The sequence below is a fragment of the Bradyrhizobium sp. USDA 4486 genome (genome assembly GCF_054057995.1).
On sequence record NZ_JBSRZV010000001.1, the window covers coordinates 7,374,932 to 7,395,731 of the forward strand.

Below are 20,800 nucleotides of genomic sequence, written 5' to 3' on the forward strand. Positions count from 1 at the left end.
TCCGGTCCTCGCCGTTATTCCGCGGCATCGCGCGGCTGCACCTTCCAGGCGCCGGCGGAAGGCCGCCTCAAGCCGAGATTCTCCCGCAGCGTCTTGCCGCGATACTCCTTCTGGAACAGGCCGCGCCGCTGCAATTCCGGCACGATATGCTGCACGAAATCGGCGTAGGAGCCGGGCACATAGGTCGCGGCGATGACAAAACCGTCGCAGCCGCGCTCGACGAACATCTCCTCCAGTCTATCCGCGATCTCCTTCGGGCCGCCGACGATGGCGTCCTGCACCTGGCCGCGACCGGAGAAGGTGACGAAGTCGCGCGCGCTCGGATTGCTCTTGCCTGAATTCTTCAGCACGCCGTCGCGGATGCCGAGAATGCCCTGCATGCTCTTCAAGTCCTCCGTCGTCAGCGGCTCGTCGAGATCCTTGGAGGCGAAATCGTAATTGAGCGCTTCGGCAAGTAGCGACAGCGCGTCGATCTGGAGCGGCAGCTTGTCGATCAGCGCCATCTTGTCCTCGGCCTCGGCCTTGGTCGCGGCGCAGACCGGCGTCGTCAGATTGCAGAGGAACATCTGGTCGGGATCGCGCCCGGCTTTCGCAGCCTCGTTGCGTACGGCGGCATAGCCGTCCTTCGCGGCGGCGAGGTTGCGCGCGGCGGTGAAGATCACCTCGCCCCATCGCCCCGCAAAGCGCTGGCCGCGGCCGGACGCGCCGGCCTGGATGATGACGGGGTGGCCCTGCTGCGAGCGCGGCACAGTGAACGGGCCGCGCGATTTGAAGGCCGGCCCGTTGTGATCGAGCCGCTTCACCTTGCTCGGATCAGCAAAGCGGCCGGTCTTCTTGTCCATGATGATCGCGCCGTCTTCCCAGGTGTCCCAATGGCCGAGCACGACCTCCATGAACTCGTCGGCCTTGTCGTAGCGGGAATCATGTTCGGGGTGGGAATCGCGCCCCATGTTGAGGGCTTCGCCGTCATTGAGCGAGGTAACGACGTTCCAGCCGGCGCGCCCGCCGGACATCAGATCCAGCGTTGCAAAGCGGCGCGCGACGTCGAATGGCGCGTAGTAAGTGGTCGAGCAGGTCGCGCCGAGGCCCAGCCTGTCGGTGACCATGCCCATCGTGGTCAGCACGATCAGCGGATCCATCTTCACGCAGCGGATGCCGTATTCGACGGTGTGGGCGTGGTCGTTGCCGTAGCGGTCCGGCATCGCGAGGCGATCGTCGAAGAACGCCATGTGGAACTTGCCGGCTTCGAGGATCCTGGCGATCTCCTGGTAATAGTCCGCCGACATGGAATCATCGCGGGAGTCGGGGTGGCGCCAGGAGCTCGGCAAATTCGTGCAGTTTTGCGCCTGAAGGAAGCCGACCAGGACCATCTGCCGATTCATGCTGCTGTTCTCCAAATTCGCTCAGGCCAGATCGAGCACCGTGTCGAGCCGGTACTCGCGCGCCAGGGCGCGCATTTTATCCCAGGTGGCGTCCTCGACCTCGATGCCCTCGCGCAGGCGCTGCTGCTCGCGGATGTCCTCGATCTCGCCCGGATAGTAGACGCCCTGGCTGCCCTCGGAGGGCGGCGTCGATTTCAGGTATTGCGCGAATTCAGCGACCTCGCGCTTGAACCTCGCTAAGGGGCGGAACGCAGCGACGTTGAACACCGCCATGAAGCATCCGTCATTGTGCCGCCCCGTCGGCTCGACGCCAAAACCGAGACCGGTGAGCAGGCCGCAGAGCACCTCGACCATCGCGGCAAGGCCGCTGCCTTTGTAGCCCTCGGTGCCGCCGAGCGGCAGCAGCGCGCCGCCCTTGCGATATTGCGTGGGGTCGGTGGTGTGCCGCCCCTCCGCATCGATGATCCATCCCGTGGGGATCTCCTCGCCGCGCGCGACCGCGAGCTGGATCTTACCGGCCGCAACCGCGGAGGTCGCCATGTCCAGATAGAACGGCGCCGCAAGATCGGACGGCACCGCGATCGAGATTGGATTGGTGCCGAGCCGCGCCTCCTTGCCGCCGAATGGCGCGACGTGCTTCGGCGAGCGGCCGGAGTCGGCCGTCGCGATCCCAATCATGCCCTCGCGCATCGCCATCAGCGGATAGGCGGCGAGGCGGCCGACATGGCTCTGCCGGAACACGGTGCAGGCGGCGACATTCGCCGACTTCGCCTTCTCGATCGTCAGCGCCATCGCCTTGGCGTTGACGTGGAAGCCGAAGCCCCAATTTCCATCGATGACGGTCGTGGTCGGCGATTCCTGGACGATGGTCCATCGCGCGCCGGGAACGATGTGGCCAGCCTTGATGCGGTCGATATAGGTGGGAACCGCAATCACGCCGTGGGAATCGTGGCCGGCGAGATTGGCGTTGACGCAGCCGGTGGCGACCGCGTCGGCCTCTTCCTCGGACGCGCCGGCGGCCCGGAGCAGCGCGGCGCTGATGCGCGTGAGGCGATCGGCCCTGACGATCGGCATGGCGTTCCCCCGGCTTTCGTGCCCTTAACGGGCCTGGTTGTTGGACGCCATCGTCTCAAAGCGCGGGAGCAATATCAATCTCCCGTAAACCAATACAGGGCTGCAAATTCGTCAAGAGAACGCGCCTTCGGTCGAAGGGTCGTCCCGTGCGGCGGTATTTTCGTGAGTTTAGCGCCACGCGTTCGCAGCTCGTTCACTTTGATCGATGGTTTGCCGCAGGCAATAACGACCACTTAGGCGATCGCCATTCATAAAGGCGCCGGGAGAAATAGGCAGAAATGCCCGGGAGCTAAGAACGTGCCTACGACACTCGCGCGCACCTTTGCGGCGTTGAGCGCCATCAATGAAGCGATCCTCTACGCGAAATCGCCGGACGAGCTGTACCAGAAGGTCTGCGACGCGGGATTTTCGAGCGGGGACTTTCTGGCCGTCGCAGTTTTCCTGGTGGATGCGGGTGGTCAGCGGCTGCGTTTCGCCGCCGGTTGCGGCGACGATATTGCACGGCTGCGCTCGCTCCTGATCACCACGGAAGCCGGCACGCCCGAAGGATTGGGCGTCGGCGGCGAGGCATTTCGCGATCAGAAGCTGTGCATCAGCAACGACTATCTCAACGATTCGCGGTCGCTGGCCTGGCGCGCGGGCGCGGCCAGCGCCCATATTGGCGCGGCTGCCGCGCTGCCGCTGCTCTGTAACGGCAAGAGCGTCGGCGTGCTCTATGTGACCCGCAGCGAGGCCAACTCGCTCAACGAGCAGATGGTCTCGCTGTTCGAGCGCATGTCGGCGAACATTTCCTATGCGCTGGACAATTTCGCGCGTGAGGCTGCGCGGCAGTCCGGCGAGAGGGCGATGCGGCGACTCAACCGCATGTTCGGCGCGATCAGCGCGACCAATGAAGCCATCCTGCGCGCCAAGACCGACATCGAGCTCTATCAGCTCGTCTGCGATGCCGCCGTGCACAGCGGCAAGTCGCTGGCAACCATCGTGTTGCTGCGCGAGCCCGATTCGCACTGGATGGTCCCGGTCGCCTCCACCGGAGAGAACCTGCATCTGGTCACCCAGGCGCGCTATTCGATCGATCCGGACAATCTCTACGGCAAGGGTCTCTCCGGCGAGGTGTTCCGCACGCAGAAAGCCATCGTCGAGGACGATCTCGCCAGTCGCACCAGGGGCTCGCCTTGGGAGCAGGCCAATGTCAACACCGGCGTCGCAGCCTGCGTCGTCGCCCCGCTGCTGCTGCTGCGAATGGCCGAGAACGTCTCCTTCGCGATCGAGAATTTCGGCCGCGAGGCCGAGAAGGCCAGGATCGCCGCGGAAGAGGAGCGCCTGGCGCGCATGTATGCGGCGCTCAGTGCCACCAACGAGGCGATCCTGCGCGCGCGCTCGCGCGCGGAGCTGTTCGAGCTTGTCTGCGAGGCAACCGCCAAGGGAGTCAAGTTCACCTCGGTCAGCATCGCGCTGGTCGACCATCGCGCCGAGCTGCTGCGCGTCGTCGCCAGCTATGGCCCGAATGCCGATCAGGTTCGTAACTTCAGGTTTTCCACCTCCGACCAGGTGCCGGAGGGGCGTGGGCTGACCGGGACCGCGTTCCGCACGCGCCAGCCTGCCGTCAGCAACGACGTGCTCGCGGACGACCGCATAGCGCCGTGGCAGGCCATCGCCCGCCGCAGCGGCATCGCGTCCTCCGCGGCATTGCCGCTGTTCAACGGCGACACGGTCGAAGGCATATTCCTGTTCAACTCTCCGGAGCGCGACACCTTCACGGAAGAACTGGTCGAGCTGCTGCGCAAGCTCCAGGCCAACGTCTCCTTCGCGCTGGAGAATTTCGACCGCGCCGACGAGAAGGCCAGGGCCGAGATGCAGCGCAATCGTCTGCGAGGCATGCTCGAGGCGCTGAGCGGAACGAACGAAGCCATCATGCGGGTCAAGACCCGCGCCGAATTGTTCGAAGTCGTCTGCGAAGCGGCGGTGCTCGGCGGCACCTTCTCCTCCGCGACCATCGCCACGGTGGACGCGACCGGACATTATCTCGACATCGCCATGACCAAAGGCGAGAGCTGCTATCAGGTCAAGCAATGGCGGTTCTCGACGTCGGCCGACGACCCAGAGGGCCGCGGACTGACCGGCACCTGCTTCCGCACGCGCGCGCCTTGCGTTGCCAACGAGCTCCTCACAGACGTCCGCACCAGGCACTGGCACCAGATCGCCCGCATCCAGGGCACCAGATCGGGCGCCTGCTTTCCGCTGCTGAGCAATGGACATGAGGCGGTCGGCGTGTTGCTGTTCCTCTCGCCGGACGAAGGCGCGTTCACGCCGGATCTGGTCCAGCTGCTGGGGCGGCTTGCCGAGAACGTGTCGTTCGCGCTCGACAATTTCGAGCGCGCCGAGGAAAAGGCGCGCACCGAGGCGCAGAAGGAGCGCCTGACGCGCATGTTCGCGGCGCTGAGCGCAACCAACGAGGCGATCATGCGGGCGAAGTCGCGCGCCGAGCTGTTCGACCTTGTCTGCGTCGCCGCATCGAACGGCGCCAAGTTCACCTCGACCACGATCGCGCTGGCGAGGCCCGACAGCGATCAGCTCGAGATCGTGGCCGCGGCCGGACCGTCCGCTAACACCACGCGCAACGTGCGCCTCTCCATCGATCCCGAGCGTCCCGAAGGGCGCGGCATGAGCGGCACGGCGTTCCGCACGCGCCAGCCTTGCATCAGCAACGACTATCTCAACGACGATCGCGTCCGCGCCTTCCATGCCATCGTCCGCGGCGATGGCGCGCGGTCGGGTGCGGCGTTCCCGCTGATCGCACACGATCAGGCCGTCGGCGTCATGATCTACATGTCGACCGAACCGGCGACCTTCACGTCCGAATTCGTGGAGCTGCTGCAGCGCCTCGCCGACAATGTCTCCTTTGCGATGGAGAATTTCGACCGCGCCGACGAGAAGAACCAGGCGGACGAGCGCATCGAGTATCTCGCCTCGCATGACAGCCTGACCGACTTGCCGAACCGCGAGACTTTCAACGGGCTGTTGCGGGCGGCGATCGACGAGGCGCAGCGCCACGATCAGCGCTTCGCGGTGCTGTTCATCGATCTCGACCGTTTCAAGGTCATCAACGATTCGCTGGGTCACGAGGCCGGCGACCTGCTGCTGCTGGAAGTCGCGAACCGGCTGCGCGGCGCGTTGCGGGCCAGCGACGTCGTCGCGCGCCTCGGCGGCGACGAGTTCGTGGTGATCCTCGACCAGTGCGGCGAAATCGACGACGTTCAGCGCATCGCGACCGGGCTGCTGACCGCGCTGGCCGAGCCCATGGAGCTCGCCGGCCACGAATGCCACACCACGGCGTCGATCGGCATCGCGATGTATCCGGCCAACGGCTCGGATGCGCAGACGCTGACCAAGAATGCCGACATGGCGATGTACCTCGCTAAGGAAGACGGCAAGAACGGCTATCGCTTCTTCTCCAAGGAAGTGAAGACGCAGTCGATCGAGCGGCTGTCGCTGGAGAGCGCGCTGCGCCGCGCGCTGGAGCGCGAGCAGTTCTCGCTGAACTATCAGCCCAAGGTCGACATGGAGACCGGCCAGATCACGGGTGTCGAAGCGCTGCTGCGCTGGACCCATCCCGATCTCGGCAGCGTCTCGCCGGCCCAGTTCATTCCGCTTGCGGAGGAGACCGGCCTGATCGTGCCGATCGGCCGCTGGGTGCTGAGCGAGGCTTGCGCGCAGGCGATGGCTTGGCAGCGCCGCGGCCTGTTGCCGCTGTCAATGGCGGTCAACCTGTCGCCGCGGCAGTTCGCCGACGAGCATCTGTTGCAGGACGTCGACGAGGCGCTGGCGGCCTCGGGCATGTCGCCGGTGCTGCTCCAGCTCGAGGTCACCGAGAGCATGATGATGCGCAATGTCGGACGCGCGCTGAAGGTGCTCGATGCCATCCAGAGCCGCGGCATTCGCCTAGCCATCGACGATTTCGGCACCGGCTATTCCTCGATGTCGCTGATGAAGCACTTCCCGATCGACACCATCAAGATCGATCGCTCCTTCGTGCGCGACCTGCCGCAGGATTCGGAAGACCAGGCGATCGCGCAGGCGATCATCAGCATGGGCAAGGCGCTCGGCATGACCGTCGTCGCCGAAGGCGTCGAGAACGCCGAGCAGGAGGCATTCCTGCGCACCCATGGCTGCGACGAGATGCAGGGTTATCTGATCTCCAAGCCATTGCCGGCGCGGCAGATGGCCGAGCTGCTGCGGCCGATGGTGCTGCCGGTCGCGCCGCCGCTCCAGCCCGAGCCGGTCTCCGGCGAAGCCGCGGCCTCAGGGCTGAAACGCGCTGTCATCTAACGGCTGCGGGTGCAGCTCGCGGGTGTCGTGCTCGCCGGCTTCCGCCTTGCTTGGAAAATCCTGCGGTCCCGTCAACGACGTCTGCTCGACGAACAGCGCGAGAATCGTACGCCCGCCGTCGGCGAAGCTCGCGCCCTCGTTCAAGCCGAGCGCGGCGCACCATGTTCCGTTCATCGGCTCCTCGTCGTCGACCACGGCCATGGCAGGGCCCCACCACCAGGCGGGCGCGGGCGAGCGCTCGTCCCCGGGCACGACATGCCAGCGGACGAACTCATTCATCACGCGCCCGAACTCCAGGCGTGCAGCCTGATGCATGCGGTCGATACTCCCAGAATCTGCATCCGATGACAGGCCGACGTACGGATTTGATCGCGACCTTGGCCTTCGGAAAAATCGGCTCGCGCACATGAGGTGAGCCATGCATGCCGACATCATCGTCGGCCACGCCTGAATGGCGGCCGCCGGCAATACGCCAACGGCGGCAATGAACAGGCATCCTAGCCCCCTGGAGGTGCGCCAGGCAAGCTACGGCTGTTACGGTTGCTTAACGGACCTTGAGCGGATGCGCCTTCTGGTGCCAGGCCCAGGCGGTGCGGATCACCGTCGGCAGGTCGGAGTGACGCGGCACGAAATTCAGCACTTTTCGCGCGGCGGAGGGGTCGGCGACCAGGTAAGTGGGATCGCCGGCACGGCGCGGCTTGACGGTGTGCGGCACCTCGCGTCCGGTCTCCCGCTTGATGGCGTCGAGGATCTCGCGCACCGAGAAGCCGGCGCCGGTGCCGAGATTGAAGCTGCCGCCGGCATGCCCCTGTTCCAGCAGCTTCAGCGCGGCGACATGCGCTGCGGCAAGATCGGTGACATGGATGTAGTCGCGGATCGCGGTACCGTCGGGCGTGTCGTAGTCGTCGCCGAACACGGCGAACTCGACATGGCCCTGGAGCGCCATCATGGCGCGCGGAATGAGGTGGGTCTCGTTGTCGCGCAGCTCGCCGATGCCGCCGGCCGGATCGGCGCCGCTGGCATTGAAATAGCGCAGGCAGAACGCACCGAAGCCGTAGGCCGCGCGATAGTCGGCGAGCATGCGCTCGATCATCCACTTCGATGCGCCGTAGGGATTGATCGGCGCGCAGGGAAAGTCTTCCGGCAGCTCCTTGGAATCGGCATTGCCGTAGACGGCGCCGGTCGAGGAGAACACAATGCGATGACAGCCCGCGTTACGCATCGCCTGGAGCAGCGACAGCGTGCCCTGGACGTTGTTGATGTAGTATTTCTGCGGATCGGTCATGGACTCACCGACGAGGCTGGCGGCGGCGAAATGCATCACGGCCGTGACCTTGTGATCGGCAAAAGCGCGTGCCAGCGCCGCGCCGTCGAGCAGATCCCCCGTCACCAGCGGCCCGGCGACGAAGCTGCGATGACCTGTCGAGAGATTGTCATAAACGACGGGCTGATAGCCGGCGGCGGCCAGAGCGCGGCAGGCGTGGGAGCCAATATAGCCCGCGCCTCCTGTGACAAGGACGGTCGGTCGGTCGGTCATGTCGTACTCTACTCTTCTCTCAGCGATTGAACGGCCGGTTGCGGCTGAAGAGAAGATAGAGTGCGCGGGGGTTGGTGGTCAAATAGCGCCAGAACAGGCGGCGCGGCTCGAGCCAGGTCCGCCAGGCCCATTCGAGCCCGATCTTCTGCATCCAGAGCGGCGCACGCGCCCGGCTGCCCGACAGGAAGTTGAACAGGCCGCCGGATGTCTTGATAACGCCAACATTGGTGAGATGCGGCGTGAATTCCTCGACGAATGCCTGCTCGTTGGGCACCCCCAGCGCGACCCACAGGTAATCCGGCGCGAGCGCGTTGATCTCATCGACCTTCGCGCGCAGCGCTTCACCGCGCAGATAGCCGTGGCTGCGACCGACGATCTTGAGGTCCGGATACATCTTCTGGACGTTCTCGACGGCGGCAAGGTTCTCGGCCTCGCTGGCGCCGAACATGTAGAAGGTGCGGCCCACAGCTTCCGCCTTGCGGGCGACGACATGGAATAGGTCCGTGGTCGCGACGCGCTCGGGCAGTGGAAACCAGGATTGCAGCTTCGAGGCCGCCACCAGCGGCTGTCCGTCGGCATTGATCATGTCGGCGGCGCGGAACAGGCGCTCGGTCTGCGGCTCGGTCGAGCAGCGCGCCAGCACTTCGCCATTGGCCGAGGTCAGGAACAGCGGGCGGCCGATGCGCTTGTCCGGATCGGTGGCCTCGATCATGAAATCGGCGGTCGCTTCCAGGTCGAGCGCGGCCATGCGCAGGCCGCCGACGGTGATCCGCGGCACGTCGGCTGTGGCTGCCCTTCCGTCGTGGTTGACGCGGCGCTCAAGCATATTGTCTGCCTCGCTGGCGCGCCTGGGTCGCAGGGGTGAGCTCGTCGAGCACGACGCCGACGAGCTTGCGCTCGGCGCGGCCAAGGGTGCTCAGGATCTCTTCCAGGCCGTCGTTGATGTCGAGGCTGGTCGGCAGCACCGCCACCAGCGCATCGGTGTCGTCGAGCAGCTTGCGGCTGCCGGCGGCGAGTGGCGTCCCGGGGCCGTCGAGGATCACGAGATCATAGCCGCCGGCGGAGCGCGCCCGCGCGATCGCCTTGCGGATGGCCTCAGCCGCCTTGCCGGCATTGCCCTCGGCGGCGGGCAGAACCGAGATGCCGTTGACCGTCTTGATCTCGCGCGCCGCCTTGCTGCCATTGGAGAGCCAGCCGAGCCGGCTCGGCTCGCTCTTGCCGTTGCGGTTGACCTTGTTCGAGAGCGAATGCGCTAGATGATCGGCATCGATCATCAGCACGCGCACGCCGTCGCGCGCGGCCGCGAGGGCGAAATTCAATGCGGTCACGCTGCGCCCGGTGGTCTCGCCGGCGCCGACCAGCGCGATGACCGGCATCGCCTTGCCGCCGGCGCGGCGGCCAGCGGCAGCGCGCATGTCGCGCCAGGCGTTGAGCAGGCTCGTCAGCGGAAAGCCGGGGCGCAGCGTCGGCCAGCCCAGCCGGGTGAGATCGACGCTGCCGCCGGTGGCGAGGATGGCGCCGAGCGTGTGAATGACGTCGGCCTCCTGGAGCCGTGCGATCAGTGGCTTTTCGATCACAGGCTTTTCGGCCAGCGCAGGTTGCAGCGGCGGCGCGGCAAGTTCGGGCAAGGCCTGCGCGACGTCGGGAGCGCGTGCGACCGGCTGCGGCGGAGCAGGTTCCGGCGTTCGTGAAGCTTGCGGTGCGCGTGCGGTGTCCGGCGCCGGCGTGCGCTGGGGACGGGCGGGTGCAGGCGCAGGTGCAACCGCGCCGGCGAGCAGACATTCGGCGGCGACGAACCAGCCTGATGCGGCGAGCGCGCCGAAGATGAAGCCGATCATCGCGAACAGCGTCATTCCCGGCGGGAACGAGCGCCGCTGCGGCACCGTGGCCTCGCCGATGACGCGGGCGGCCGACGTGTTCAGGCTCTCCTGCTCCTCCGTCTCGCGCGAACGCTTGAGGAAGGACTGATAGACGTCGCGGCTGGCATCAGCCTCGCGCTCGAGCTCGCGCAGGCGCACGGCGGCCTGGCTGAGCTGGACGCTCTGCCGCTTCTGCGCTTCCAGCGCCCTGTTGAGCGAGGCCTCGAAGTCGCGGGCGCGGGTTAGATCGTTCTTGGCGGACTGGGCGAAGCGGTCGATCTCCTCGTTGATCGTACGCTTGAGATCCTCGACCTGCTTCTCGGTCTGGCGCAGCGCCGGATGGCGCGGGCCGAGCTCGCCAGCCTGCTCCGCATATTTCTTGCGGGCGTCGGCATATTGCGCGCGCAGGTTCGCGATGGTCGGCGATTGCAGCGCCTCGGGGATCGCGCCGGCATCCGCCGCCGTGCGCCGGCTCGCCTCGATCTGGTCGAGCCGCGCCTGCGCGTCCATCGTCGCGGCGCGGGCGGCGGCGAGGCGCTGGTTGCTGGCGGAAAGCTGCTGGTCGCTGATCAGCGTGTCCTGAGTGCCGACGAAATTGTTCTGGGCTTTGTAGGTGGCGAGCACGGTCTCGGCGTTGCGCAGCCGCTCGCGCAGCTCCTTCAGGCGGCTGGAGAGATCGTTCGTGGCGCGCCGCGCGGCCGAAGCCTGCGAGTTGCGGGATTCGGTGAGATAGGCGTTGGTCAGCGTGTTGGCGAGCATCGCCGCCTTGGCCGGATCGATCGACCAGACTTCGATATCGACGATGAAGCTCTTCTCGGTCTTGCGGATGGTGATGTGCTTGTTCAGCGCCTCGAGCGCGCCGAGCTGCACTTCCCTGCTGTCCGCGGCTGAGGGCGCGCGGGGCTGAAGGCCGATCAGGCCGAGCAGCGACGACATCAGGCTCTTGCCGTCACTGCCGCCGAATTCCGGATCCTTGTCGAGGCCGGCCTGCTGGATCACCTGGAGCAGCACGCTGTTGGACGTGATCAGGCGCGCCTGGCTCTCCACCACCATGGACATGCCGGAGACATCCTGCGCCCGCGGCGTGAGCTCGCGATCGACCAGCTGAAGCTCGCGCGGATCGACATAGAGCTGGGCAGTGGCGGTGTAACGGGGTGTCATGCTCTTGCCGAAGCCGACGGCAAGCGTTGCGCCGAGCAGGGCGGCCGCGGCAATCGTGACCTTGCGGCGCCAGAGCAGATGGGAAAGCTCCAGCACGCTGAAGCCGGCCTGCGGCTTCTGCTGCGGCGCCTCCGGCCTGGCGCGATCTATCGGCTGGTTATAGTCAAGCATGATCCCCAGCTTTCATTCCAACGGCCGCGGGCTGAGGGGTTACTCTTCGCTTTACGCCACGCACCCGGGATATAGGTGCCCAATCAACGCAACAGGGAAAATTAACCATACTCATTGAGGGACTATTCACCGAAATGGCAAACAAAGCGTTTAAGCGCATGCCGCTCTTCGACGCGTGACCGTAACGCGGTCCGTCGGAGATTAACGGTTCGTTACCGCGCCTGACGCGGCCGCGAAGCTTCGCTTCTCCCGCCAGGGGCTGCGCGCGCATGATTGTCACCTCTTCCGCAGGATGACGTGATAGTCGCCGCGGCGGACATCGGTCCCGCGCGGGAGCACGGCATTCAGCACGGCAGCGCCGGCATCGACCAGGGTTGCGAACAGCGGCTTGCGCCGGCGCATCTCGGGATAGCGCGGGCTCTCGACCTCACGGCGATAGATCATCTCGAGCCCATTGGCGGCGGCAAAGGCCTCGAGCCGCGGCAGCGTCACCAGCGGATGGAAGAAGGTCGGAAACGGCGGCTCGCCGGGCAGGCCGGCATCCTTGATGCCGCGGATATTCCGGTAGAACCAGACGTGAAACCAGTGTGGGGAATATTTGGTCACGACGCCGGAGAGCGAGCGCGGATTAGGGGCGCCGATCAGGATCATGCCGCCGCGCTTGAGCGCGTCGCGGAAGTTCAGGAGCGCAGCATCGACATGGGGCAGATGCTCGATCACGTTGTAGCAGATCACGAGGTCGAAGGTCTCTTTGCCGAAGCTGTAGGTCTGCACGTCGCCGAGAATGGCTTCATCCGCGTAGGTGTTGTTGCGGACCTGGTCCTCGTCGATATCGACCACGGTGATCTTGCTGCGGCTCAGCAACTCCGGGGGCACCACGCTGCACGAGCCGCCGCCCGCTTCATAGATCGCGAGCGGGCCCTGCGGCAGCTCGCGGCGCAGCGCGTCCTGCACGGCGAGCAGGCTGTCGCGGGCTTCGCCGGGCACGAGGTCGTGCAGCGCCGGCGCCTGTACAGCGGCGATGGGCAGGGGCGTGACTGCCGTGAAACCGATCGTGGCTGGCTTGTTCATTTTTTTCTGACCGCGCTTGTTCTATTCAAATTTACAGGAAAAAACTCGCGAGCCCGAAGAGCAAATCCGATGCCGCGCCGCTTCACCCGTCGCGGTGCTTACGTTCGGGTTAATGCGCATGGCCGTTAACTACGGCATCGTTCATGTCGGGCCGTCTTCGCGGCGATGGACCGCGAATTGCAGTAGCACGCGCGCGTGATTGCGCGAGAGAAACAGGCGAAAGCGGTTAAGTGCAGTGTTGCGGGAAGGTCGGCGGCTCGGAGCCGGCTTGCGCGGTGCGCCGACCGGTCGTTTTGGGACGCATCCGTGCCGCGGCGATGTGCCGCCGCGGGACGGCGCCGATCCCGTGCGATCGAAGCAGGGCTTTTTCAATCTATCTCGGACATCTAGAAGCTCATGACCTTGATCCCGACAGACCTGTCCGCCACGCGTATCCAGGACGCCGTGCGCGATCCCAACCGGGAGATCGCGGCGAGCTCGCGCGTCATCGACCTGTCGGTCGGCATCGTCGTCTGCATTCCATGCTTCCGCCGTCCGCAGCATTTGCGGCTGACGCTGGACTCGCTCGTGAACCAGCGCACGCCGCGCTCCTTTGCCGTCGTCATGGTCGAGAACGATGCCGCGCGGCGCGAGAGCGCGCCGGTCGCCGCGGAGTATCTCGCCAGCGGCAGGCTGCAAGGCATCTGCCTCGTCGAGAAGCGGCAGGGCAATTGCCAGGCGATCAACGCCGCGTTCGAGACGGCGCAAGCGCTGTTTCCCGCGGCGACCCGCTTCCTGATGATCGACGACGACGAGGTCGCTTCGCCCGATTGGCTCGAGCTGATGGTCCGCACCGTGGAGGCGACCGGCGCCGACGTGGTCGGCGGGCCGGTGCTGCCGGTGTTCGACGACGACAGCAAACCGTGGCTCGCTGGCCACCCCGCCTTCTGTCCCGCCTACGATTACACCGGCGCGGTGCCGCTGATCTATGGCTGCGGCAATTGCCTGATCACGCGCGCGGCGTTCGAGCGGTTCGAACGTCCGGCCTTCGATCTGCGCTTCAATTTCCTCGGCGGCGGCGACTGCGATTTCTTCGTGCGCTGCCGCGATGCCGGCATGACATTCCACTGGAGCGCGGAAGCGGTCATCATCGAAACGGTGCCGCAGAGCCGCACCCGCTTCGGCTGGATCGCCAGGCGCAGCCTGCGCATCGGCGTGATCAACTATCGTGTGCAGTCCAAGGCTGCGCGGAGCGCGAGAGCACGAGTTCGGGTATTTGCGCAGATGCTGGCGCGCTTGCCGCTGTCGCTGCTTCGTTCCGCGCGTCTGCTCGCGACGTCGAAGGTCGTCGTCGCGATGCATCCGACGCTGGTCGCGTTCGGCTCCCTGCTCGCGGCATTCGGCATCGAGCCGAAACCCTATGAGGCCTCGAAGATCGTATCCTGACGTGGTGTGCCGGGTTAGATGCCGAAGCGCGCGAGGGCGGTCCTCGCCATTGCGCGCGGCAGCGCCCTGAGCGAGCGCCGGCCGATCATCCCGAGATAGCCGAAAGCCTGGCGGTAGCGGCCGAAGCGGACCGCCTGCATCGCCGCATAAGTGACAAGATGGATCTCGGCGGCCCGGCGCAAGCCGGCCGCAGTGCCCTCGGGCAGTCGCGCCAGGATCAGGCCGTCGTCGAACACGCGCGCGATCGCCGGGAAGAAATCCTGCGGCGTCCGTACCGCCGCGTTCATGGTGTTGGCGGTGTGCACGCGATAGTCGAGCAGAAGCTTGGGCGCGAACTCGAATTCGCCGATCGCGGCGAGGCGGCACCAGCAATGCCAGTCCTCGCAATATCTGAGGGAGGTGTCGAAGCCGCCGATGGCGCGGAAAGCCTCCGCGCGCGCGAGCGCGATGCCGCCATTGACGATGAAGTTGCCGGCCGCAATCCGCGCCAGCACGTCGCCGGAAGGCTTGCGGCGGCCCTTCAGCAGTTCGCGCCGGCCGATCTGCCGTCCCTCGCTGTCGATGGTGTTGTAGTCGCCGTAAACGAGAACGGCGCGCGGCGCTCCGCGCGCCGCCGTCAGCAGGGCCGCCGCCGCGCCGGGGCGCAGGCGGTCGTCGGCATCGAGGAAGAGCAGCCACTCGCCGCTCGCATATCGCGCGCCGAGATTGCGCGCGGCCGATACGCCGGCGGAATCGTTGATCATCAGGCGCAGCCGCGGGTCGCGCTTGGCGCGAACGATCGCGACCGTCTCGTCAGACGAGCCGTCGTCCACGACGATCACCTCGCCGATCTCGCTCTGCGCCAGCGCGCTGGCCAGGGTTTCGTCGATGTAGGCCGCAACGTTCTTGGCGGGAATGACGACGGACACCGGAGCGGTCGGGCTCGCCGGCAGCGGCAGACGCATCGCCGGGGCGATGCGCGAGGAGGCCGGCAGATCGAGAACGTCTTCGGCGGTGATCGGAGCCACGGCTCGCCTTTAAGGATCTGTTAACCAGGGCGCATCTGCCGAACCAGCATTGCGATTGCAACATCGGCGCGCCCGCGAACGATACTCGCATTACGGCCAAATCGTTGTCGCAAGGATCTGTGCGCCCGCGGTTTCGTCAATTAGCGTTAAGCCGATGGCATTAAGCCTGTGGCAAATTTGGAAGAGTGCGGCAGCCGGTCCCATGCGAGAATGCGCATCTGACGGCTCGCGGATGGATCCAGTGCCCGCAAAGACATTCGACGACGACCCCGAGGCCATGGTCCTCAATCTGTTCTACGAGGACAAGGACGATCGCTGGTTTCCCGGCGACCGGCATCTGCGGCGCATGGCGCGCCGCATGCTGCTCGGCGAGCCGCGCATGAGCGGCCAGCTTCGCGTGTTCCTCAATCTCTGCGCGGGGCTCGACCGTCTCGGCATCCGCTACCGCGTCAACGACTACGGCTACATCGCGCAGCATCCGAGCGAGCTTGCCTGCATCATCGGCCGCACCTTCCTGCTCGACAAGTTCACGTGGAAGAATCCGATCCTGCTCGGCGTCGCCGCGCACAATCATCCGCTCGACGACCCCGATCTGTTCAAGCGCCTGCCGGTGAAGAAGGTGGTGGTGCCCGGCCCGTGGTACGTCGACATGTATCGGCCGTATTGGCCGGACACGGAGGCCTGGCCGGTCGGCATCGATACCGATCTCTGGGCACCGTCGCCCGCCGCGGACAAGACCGTCGACGTGCTCATCTACGACAAGGTCCATTGGGACCGCGAGCGCTATGCGCCGGAGCTGATTGAGCCGGTTCGCGCCCGCCTCGCCAGGGAAGGCCGCTCCTTCACCGAGCTGCGTTACGGCAGCTACAAGGAAGAGGACTATCAGGCCGCGCTGGCGCGTTCGCGCGCGATGATCTTCCTGTGCCAGAACGAGAGCCAGGGCATCGCCTATCAGCAGGCACTCTCCTGCGGCGTGCCGGTATTCGCCTGGGATCCCGGCGGCCCATGGCGGGATCCCGATTATTATCCGCACCGCGTCCAGTTCGGACCGGTGTCCTCGGTGCCGTATTGGGACTCGCGTTGCGGCCTGAGATTCACCGACGTCGCAGGGTTCGAGGCGGGCTGGGGCGATTTCTGGGCGGGGTGCGAGACGGACAGGTTCGATCCGCGCGGCTTCGTGCTCGACAATCTGACACTGGAGCAACGCGCGCTGCAATATTACGAGATCGCGCAGAGCATCGTGCGGCAGCAGACGGTGCCGCAGACCTCAGGCCTAGTGGTTGACGAATGCTTAACAGGCATCGGCGAGAACCTGAATTTTCCCGGCTTCATCGACCTGCCTTGAGCCATGGATCGCAGCGCCGCTGACATGACCGACGTCGAAGCTCGATCGCTCGGTCACGCCTTTCGCGATGGGCTTGCCGGGCTCAACGCCGTGCAGGCGGCGCGATGTCTCGTCGCGGTCGCCGCGCTGCTCCTCGTGCTGGTGACGCTCGATCCGTTTCCCGATTTGCGCAGCGAGGCTGCCACCACCGTGGTCGGCGGACGCATGGCGCTCGCCTATATCACGTGGGGTCTCCTGGCGGCGGTGGCGGTGCTGTTCGTCGCCGCCACGGACGGGCCTTCGCTGAAGAGCCTGGTCACGCCGCTGCATCTCTGTCTGGTCGGCTGGCTGCTCGTCAACGTCGTCTTCTCCGAGAGCCGCGGCCTGTCGATCCAGCGCTTCGTGCTCGCCGTCAGCGTGACCTCGCTCGCGGTGCTCCTGCCGTTGCTGCCGCCGACCCAGCGCAGCTTCAATCTGTGCCTCGGCGGCGCCGCGCTCGTGCTGCTCGTGCTGTGCTATCTCGGCGTTGTCCTCGCGCCGCAATATTCGATTCATACCGCGCTCGACCTCACCGAGCCGCAGCTTGCCGGCGACTGGCGCGGCAGCTTCGGCCACAAGAACGTTGCTTCGCCGGTGATGACCATCCTGGTCTATGTCGGCATTTATCTCACCGCCGTCGGCTCGTTCGTGATGGGGCCGGCGGTCGCAGCGCTCGCCGGCATTTTCCTGATCTTCACCGGCGGCAAGACCTCCTCGGTGCTGTGCCTTGCGATCTATGGCCTCGCATCGCTGGTCTATGTGACGCGGAGCCTGTGGCTGAAGCGGATCATCTGCTTCGTGCCGCTGATCGTGATGAACTTTTTGACGGTCGGCAGCGTCCTGAGCCCCGCGCTCGGCGCCATGACGCGGCAGCTTCCGCTGGATCCGACCTTCACCGGCCGTTCCGACATCTGGGAGTTCGCGCTCGCGGCCGTCGCCGAAAAGCCGGTCATCGGCCACGGCTATGCGGCTTTCTGGGACGACGTCACCGAACGGCAGACCGCCCAGGGCGCCGAATGGGCGACGAGCGCGGCGCACAGCCACAACAGCTATCTCGACCTCGCGGTCACCATCGGTCTGCCGGGACTGCTGCTCGTGATCCTCGTCTTCGTGCTCGCGCCGCTCGGCAATTTCCAGTCGGCCCAGGCCTACAACCGCAGTGGCGCCCTGGCAAAGCTGTTCCTGACCATGTGGCTGTTCGGCCTCTATTACGGAACCACCGAGACCTTCCTGCTCGAGCGGCAGAATCCGATCTGGTTCATGTTCGCGCTTGCGGTCGCCGGCCTGCATTTCCTGGCGAGGTTCCAATGCGTCGACCAGGTGAAACCCGAACTCTGACAGCTTGTCGCAGCCCGTGGTGGGACAGGCTTAACGATAAGCAGCGACGTCGCTTGTAGTCTGCGGCAAAACACAATCCATCTGGAAACATTCAGTAATCGCATGTCCCACGGATGACGTTTCTCGGCGTCGAGCAAGTCAACGGTCAGGCGTCAAGCGCGTCGGGAATCGCGGTCGATTTCGTGCGTGACTGGCGGCAGGCCGCATCGCGCCTGAGCGCAGGCCACCGCACCGCGTTTCAGCATGGTTACTGGCTCGGCGCCTGGTACGCGGCGTTCGGCAGCGCCCTGCCGCTGATCGCATTGATCTCCGATGCGGCGACGGGCAGGGACATCGCGGTGGTGCCGATGGTCAGCCATATCAGGCGTGGCATCCGCGTCGTCGAATTTGCCGATTTCGGCGTCACCGACAACAACGCGCCGATCGTTGCGTCCGATGCCGCGCTGGATGCGGCGGCGATGGATGCGGTTGGCCAGGCGCTGGTCGAGGCCTTGCGCGCGCTGCCCGACGGCTTCGACCTGCTGCGCCTGAAGAAGATGCCGGTCCATGTCGGTGGCAGGCCGAACCCGCTGGTGTCGCTCGGCCGGATCGGCTCGAGCTCGCTCAACGGCAATCTCGTGCTGACCGGCGACGATTATGAGGCCTACCAGGCCTCGATCAAGCGCATGCAGATGCCGCGCTGCTGGCGCGTCTTCAGCCGGCACGCGGGCGCGCGGTTCGAGATCGCCACGGATGTCGCGCGTGCGCATGAGCTGCTGGACGTGATGGACGCTCAGCAGCAGGCGCGCATGCGCAAGCTCGGCTCGCGCTTCGTCCTCAACGACGAGACCCATGCGAAGTTCTACCGCGAGGTCGCTCGCCAGGGCGTTGCGGAAGGCTATGCCGTCATCTCGGCACTGGTCTGCGACGAGGGCGTCGTCGCCACCACGCTCGGAGTCAGGGATGGCGCGACCTATTTCCCTCCTGCGCATCAGCCACGCCGGCGATCCATGGTCGAGCTGCTCGCCCGGCCTGCTCGTCACAGAGCGCACCATGGCCGCGCTGCATGCGCAGGACGTGCGCCGATTCGATCTCAGCATCGGCAATCACGACTACAAGCGCCGCTTCGGTGCCGAGAAGGTGCCGCTGACCGACATCAGCGTTGCGCTATCCTGGCGCGGGGCACCTTATGCCTTGCGCGACCATGCCGCGCAGGGTCTGCGCCGTCATCCGAAGCTCGCCGCCCTTGCCGCGCGCGCCATGGGAAAGCCGGCAAATTAGCGGGAAGTCGCTGGATCGGCGGTCATTCGACGATCGCAATCCTCGTGCTATCGTCGCCTTCTCCCCGGAGGCGACATGGAAGATCGTTCGGCAAAATATCGCGTATTCTATGCGCAACTGATCTGCGCTGCGGCGAAGGCTGCGGATTCCCGGCTCGAGCAGGCCTTTCGGACCGTCAGGCGCGAGCCTTTCGCCGGGCCCGGGCCGTGGTCGATCACGCTCGGCGGCCATCCTTATGTGGTGACGCCCGATGATGATCCTGCCTTCCTCTATCAGAACGCGCTTCTTGCACTCGATCCGGAGCGCGGCCTCAATATCGGCATGCCCAGTGCGCATGCTTATTGGCTCAGCGGCTGTGCTGTCAGGGAACGTGAGACCGTCGTCCAGATCGGTGCGGGCAGCGGCTATTACTGCGCGATCCTGGCGCATCTCGTCGGACCCGGCGGCCGGGTCTATGCCTATGAGATCGACGAACGCCTGGCGGCCCTCGCGCGCGACAATCTGAAGGACGTCGCGCATGTCGATGTGCGCGACCGCTCGGGCATCGCCTCGGACCTGCCTGCAACCGACGTGATCTACGTCTGCGCGGGGGCGGCGCAGCCGGCGACGGAATGGCTCGAGGCGCTGCGCCCCGCCGGCCGGCTGGTGTTTCCCCTGGCGCCGGAAGGCATGCTCGGCGGCATGCTGATGATCACACGCCCGGATGCCGGCGCGGTCTGGCCGGCGAAATTCCTCAGCCGTGCCCAGTTCATCGGCTGTGCGGGATTGCAGGATGAAGACTCCGCCCGCCGATTGGCCGAGGCGTTCGCGAAAGGCTGGGAAAGCGTGCAGTCGTTACGGAGGGAGGGCGCTCCCGACGAGACCTGCTGGTTCGCCGGTGAGGGCTGGTGGCTGTCCACGGCGCCGGCGCCCATGCCGATGGATTCAGTCCCGCCCCACGCGGACATCACGCAGGCGTAACGAAGACCGGGTCGTTACGATTCCGTGCATTCCGCGCAGTGCAGCCGGCCGCGCGAGGCGCGGAACAGGCTGCGGCAATACCAGCGCCGCGCCAGCGCCTGGACGGGCTTGCGGATCATCTGCGCGATCAACAGGAGTTCGAAAGCCATTCGTATCGCTTTTTTGGTGGAAATATCCTGCGAGTAGAGATGGGGCGGCATCCCCGAATGAGAATGCCGCCCGCGTCGCATCAGCCATGCAATCGGCCGCGTGCAGTTCAGCCGTGAAGCTTCTTGGCGGTCTCCGCGATCTGGCGGCCCTGATAGCGCGCGCCGGCGAGCTCGTTGGCGCTGGGCTGGCGGCTGCCGTCGCCGCCGGTGATGGTGGTGGCGCCGTAGGGCGCTCCGCCGGTGACCTCGTCGAGCTTCATCTGGCCGGCAAAGCCGTAGTTCATGCCGACCACGACCATGCCGAAATGCAGGAGGTTGGTGATGATCGAGAACAGCGTCGTCTCCTGGCCGCCATGCTGGGTCGCGGTGGACGTGAAGGCGCCGCCAACCTTGCCGTGCAGCGCGCCCTTGGCCCACAGCCCACCGGCCTGGTCCAGGAAGTTCGCCATCTGCGAGGCCATGCGGCCGAAGCGGGTGCCGGTGCCGACGATGATCGCGTCATAATTGGCGAGGTCCTCGATTTTGGCGATCGGCGCCGCCTGGTCGACCTTGTAATGCGCGGCTTTCGCGACTTCGGCCGGCACCAGCTCCGGCACGCGCTTGATGTCGACGGTCGCGCCGGCTTCGCGCGCGCCTTCGGCGACGGCATTGGCCATCGCCTCGATGTGGCCATAGGCGGAATAATAGAGGACGAGAACTTTGGTCATGGTGGTC

The 20,800-nt window shown here is 65.9% G+C and carries 15 protein-coding genes and 1 pseudogene; 6 read left to right on the forward strand and 10 right to left on the reverse strand.

Features of this window, described 5'->3' with window-relative positions; all coding sequences use genetic code 11:
• Window positions 1-14 precede the first annotated feature (14 nt).
• Together ACVWY3_RS34815 and ACVWY3_RS34820 are read right to left on the reverse strand one after the other, a co-directional pair.
• Entirely contained in the window at window positions 15-1,382 is a 1,368-nt protein-coding gene (locus ACVWY3_RS34815) for an LLM class flavin-dependent oxidoreductase (RefSeq protein WP_456842483.1), read from the reverse strand.
• 21 nt (window positions 1,383-1,403) lie between these two features.
• The gene (locus ACVWY3_RS34820) at window positions 1,404-2,456 is read right to left on the reverse strand and encodes an Ldh family oxidoreductase (protein WP_456842484.1); all 1,053 of its coding nucleotides are present in this window, start codon (window positions 2,454-2,456) and stop codon (window positions 1,404-1,406) included.
• 297 nt (window positions 2,457-2,753) lie between these two features.
• Between ACVWY3_RS34820 and ACVWY3_RS34825 the strand changes: the two genes are divergently transcribed.
• Complete coding sequence (locus ACVWY3_RS34825) at window positions 2,754-6,785, forward strand: bifunctional diguanylate cyclase/phosphodiesterase (RefSeq protein ID WP_456842485.1); 4,032 nt, start codon at window positions 2,754-2,756, stop codon at window positions 6,783-6,785.
• On the opposite strand, the gene ACVWY3_RS34830 is transcribed toward ACVWY3_RS34825, so the two are convergent.
• The 5 genes from ACVWY3_RS34830 to ACVWY3_RS34850 all read right to left on the reverse strand — a co-directional run bounded on the left by ACVWY3_RS34830 (window position 6,759) and on the right by ACVWY3_RS34850 (window position 12,584).
• Window positions 6,759-7,100 (reverse strand): hypothetical protein, encoded by a 342-nt coding sequence (locus ACVWY3_RS34830; protein ID WP_456842486.1) that lies wholly within the window; start codon window positions 7,098-7,100, stop codon window positions 6,759-6,761. The genes ACVWY3_RS34825 and ACVWY3_RS34830 overlap by 27 nt on opposite strands.
• Window positions 7,101-7,329: 229 nt before the next feature.
• Entirely contained in the window at window positions 7,330-8,322 is a 993-nt protein-coding gene (galE, locus tag ACVWY3_RS34835; protein ID WP_456842487.1) for a UDP-glucose 4-epimerase GalE, read from the reverse strand.
• Between the two features lie 19 nt (window positions 8,323-8,341).
• Complete coding sequence (locus ACVWY3_RS34840) at window positions 8,342-9,148, reverse strand: WecB/TagA/CpsF family glycosyltransferase (protein ID WP_456842488.1); 807 nt, start codon at window positions 9,146-9,148, stop codon at window positions 8,342-8,344.
• A complete protein-coding gene (locus ACVWY3_RS34845; RefSeq protein WP_456842489.1) occupies window positions 9,141-11,513 on the reverse strand; it encodes an exopolysaccharide transport family protein in 2,373 nt (790 codons plus the stop codon). Before ACVWY3_RS34845 ends, ACVWY3_RS34840 begins: the two co-directional genes overlap by 8 nt.
• 276 nt (window positions 11,514-11,789) lie before the next feature.
• Window positions 11,790-12,584, reverse strand: a complete 795-nt coding sequence (locus tag ACVWY3_RS34850) for a methyltransferase (RefSeq protein WP_456842490.1) — start codon at window positions 12,582-12,584, stop codon at window positions 11,790-11,792.
• 396 nt (window positions 12,585-12,980) lie between these two features.
• Between ACVWY3_RS34850 and ACVWY3_RS34855 the strand changes: the two genes are divergently transcribed.
• Entirely contained in the window at window positions 12,981-14,009 is a 1,029-nt protein-coding gene (locus tag ACVWY3_RS34855; RefSeq protein ID WP_456842491.1) for a glycosyltransferase family 2 protein, read from the forward strand.
• A gap of 14 nt (window positions 14,010-14,023) precedes the next feature.
• Here ACVWY3_RS34855 and ACVWY3_RS34860 read toward each other — a convergent pair whose 3' ends face one another.
• Window positions 14,024-14,953 (reverse strand): glycosyltransferase, encoded by a 930-nt coding sequence (locus tag ACVWY3_RS34860; RefSeq protein ID WP_456843533.1) that lies wholly within the window; start codon window positions 14,951-14,953, stop codon window positions 14,024-14,026.
• A 304-nt stretch (window positions 14,954-15,257) separates the two neighbouring features.
• On the opposite strand from ACVWY3_RS34860, the gene ACVWY3_RS34865 reads away from it, so the two are divergent.
• The 4 genes and pseudogenes from ACVWY3_RS34865 (at window position 15,258) to ACVWY3_RS34880 (ending at window position 19,937) form a co-directional block, all read left to right on the forward strand.
• Window positions 15,258-16,361 carry a glycosyltransferase gene (locus tag ACVWY3_RS34865; RefSeq protein ID WP_456842492.1) on the forward strand — a complete coding sequence of 368 codons (1,104 nt, stop codon included), beginning with the start codon at window positions 15,258-15,260 and terminating at the stop codon, window positions 16,359-16,361.
• A 3-nt stretch (window positions 16,362-16,364) separates the two neighbouring features.
• Entirely contained in the window at window positions 16,365-17,717 is a 1,353-nt protein-coding gene (locus tag ACVWY3_RS34870; RefSeq protein WP_456842493.1) for an O-antigen ligase family protein, read from the forward strand.
• Window positions 17,718-17,830: 113 nt separating this feature from the next.
• A pseudogene (locus tag ACVWY3_RS34875) lies at window positions 17,831-18,977 on the forward strand (GNAT family N-acetyltransferase).
• Window positions 18,978-19,052: 75 nt separating this feature from the next.
• Window positions 19,053-19,937, forward strand: coding sequence for a protein-L-isoaspartate O-methyltransferase family protein (locus tag ACVWY3_RS34880; protein ID WP_456842494.1), 885 nt, complete (start codon window positions 19,053-19,055; stop codon window positions 19,935-19,937).
• 14 nt (window positions 19,938-19,951) lie between these two features.
• On the opposite strand, the gene ACVWY3_RS34885 is transcribed toward ACVWY3_RS34880, so the two are convergent.
• Window positions 19,952-20,086, reverse strand: a complete 135-nt coding sequence (locus ACVWY3_RS34885; RefSeq protein ID WP_456842495.1) for a hypothetical protein — start codon at window positions 20,084-20,086, stop codon at window positions 19,952-19,954.
• 107 nt (window positions 20,087-20,193) lie between these two features.
• Window positions 20,194-20,793 (reverse strand): NAD(P)H:quinone oxidoreductase, encoded by a 600-nt coding sequence (gene wrbA, locus ACVWY3_RS34890; RefSeq protein ID WP_456842496.1) that lies wholly within the window; start codon window positions 20,791-20,793, stop codon window positions 20,194-20,196.
• Window positions 20,794-20,800: the final 7 nt, after the last annotated feature.

What these genes read in the sequence shown, in the direction of transcription:
- ACVWY3_RS34815 (WP_456842483.1), bottom strand. Translation starts at nt 1,382, where the DNA reads ATGAATCGGCAGATGGTCCTGGTCGGCTTCCTTCAGGCGCAAAACTGC.
- ACVWY3_RS34820 (WP_456842484.1), bottom strand. Translation starts at nt 2,456, where the DNA reads ATGCCGATCGTCAGGGCCGATCGCCTCACGCGCATCAGCGCCGCGCTG.
- ACVWY3_RS34830 (WP_456842486.1), bottom strand. Translation starts at nt 7,100, where the DNA reads ATGCATCAGGCTGCACGCCTGGAGTTCGGGCGCGTGATGAATGAGTTC.
- galE (WP_456842487.1), bottom strand. Translation starts at nt 8,322, where the DNA reads ATGACCGACCGACCGACCGTCCTTGTCACAGGAGGCGCGGGCTATATT.
- ACVWY3_RS34840 (WP_456842488.1), bottom strand. Translation starts at nt 9,148, where the DNA reads ATGCTTGAGCGCCGCGTCAACCACGACGGAAGGGCAGCCACAGCCGAC.
- ACVWY3_RS34845 (WP_456842489.1), bottom strand. Translation starts at nt 11,513, where the DNA reads ATGCTTGACTATAACCAGCCGATAGATCGCGCCAGGCCGGAGGCGCCG.
- ACVWY3_RS34850 (WP_456842490.1), bottom strand. Translation starts at nt 12,584, where the DNA reads ATGAACAAGCCAGCCACGATCGGTTTCACGGCAGTCACGCCCCTGCCC.
- ACVWY3_RS34855 (WP_456842491.1), top strand. Translation starts at nt 12,981, where the DNA reads ATGACCTTGATCCCGACAGACCTGTCCGCCACGCGTATCCAGGACGCC.
- ACVWY3_RS34860 (WP_456843533.1), bottom strand. Translation starts at nt 14,953, where the DNA reads ATGCGTCTGCCGCTGCCGGCGAGCCCGACCGCTCCGGTGTCCGTCGTC.
- ACVWY3_RS34870 (WP_456842493.1), top strand. Translation starts at nt 16,365, where the DNA reads ATGGATCGCAGCGCCGCTGACATGACCGACGTCGAAGCTCGATCGCTC.
- ACVWY3_RS34880 (WP_456842494.1), top strand. Translation starts at nt 19,053, where the DNA reads ATGGAAGATCGTTCGGCAAAATATCGCGTATTCTATGCGCAACTGATC.
- ACVWY3_RS34885 (WP_456842495.1), bottom strand. Translation starts at nt 20,086, where the DNA reads ATGGCTTTCGAACTCCTGTTGATCGCGCAGATGATCCGCAAGCCCGTC.
- wrbA (WP_456842496.1), bottom strand. Translation starts at nt 20,793, where the DNA reads ATGACCAAAGTTCTCGTCCTCTATTATTCCGCCTATGGCCACATCGAG.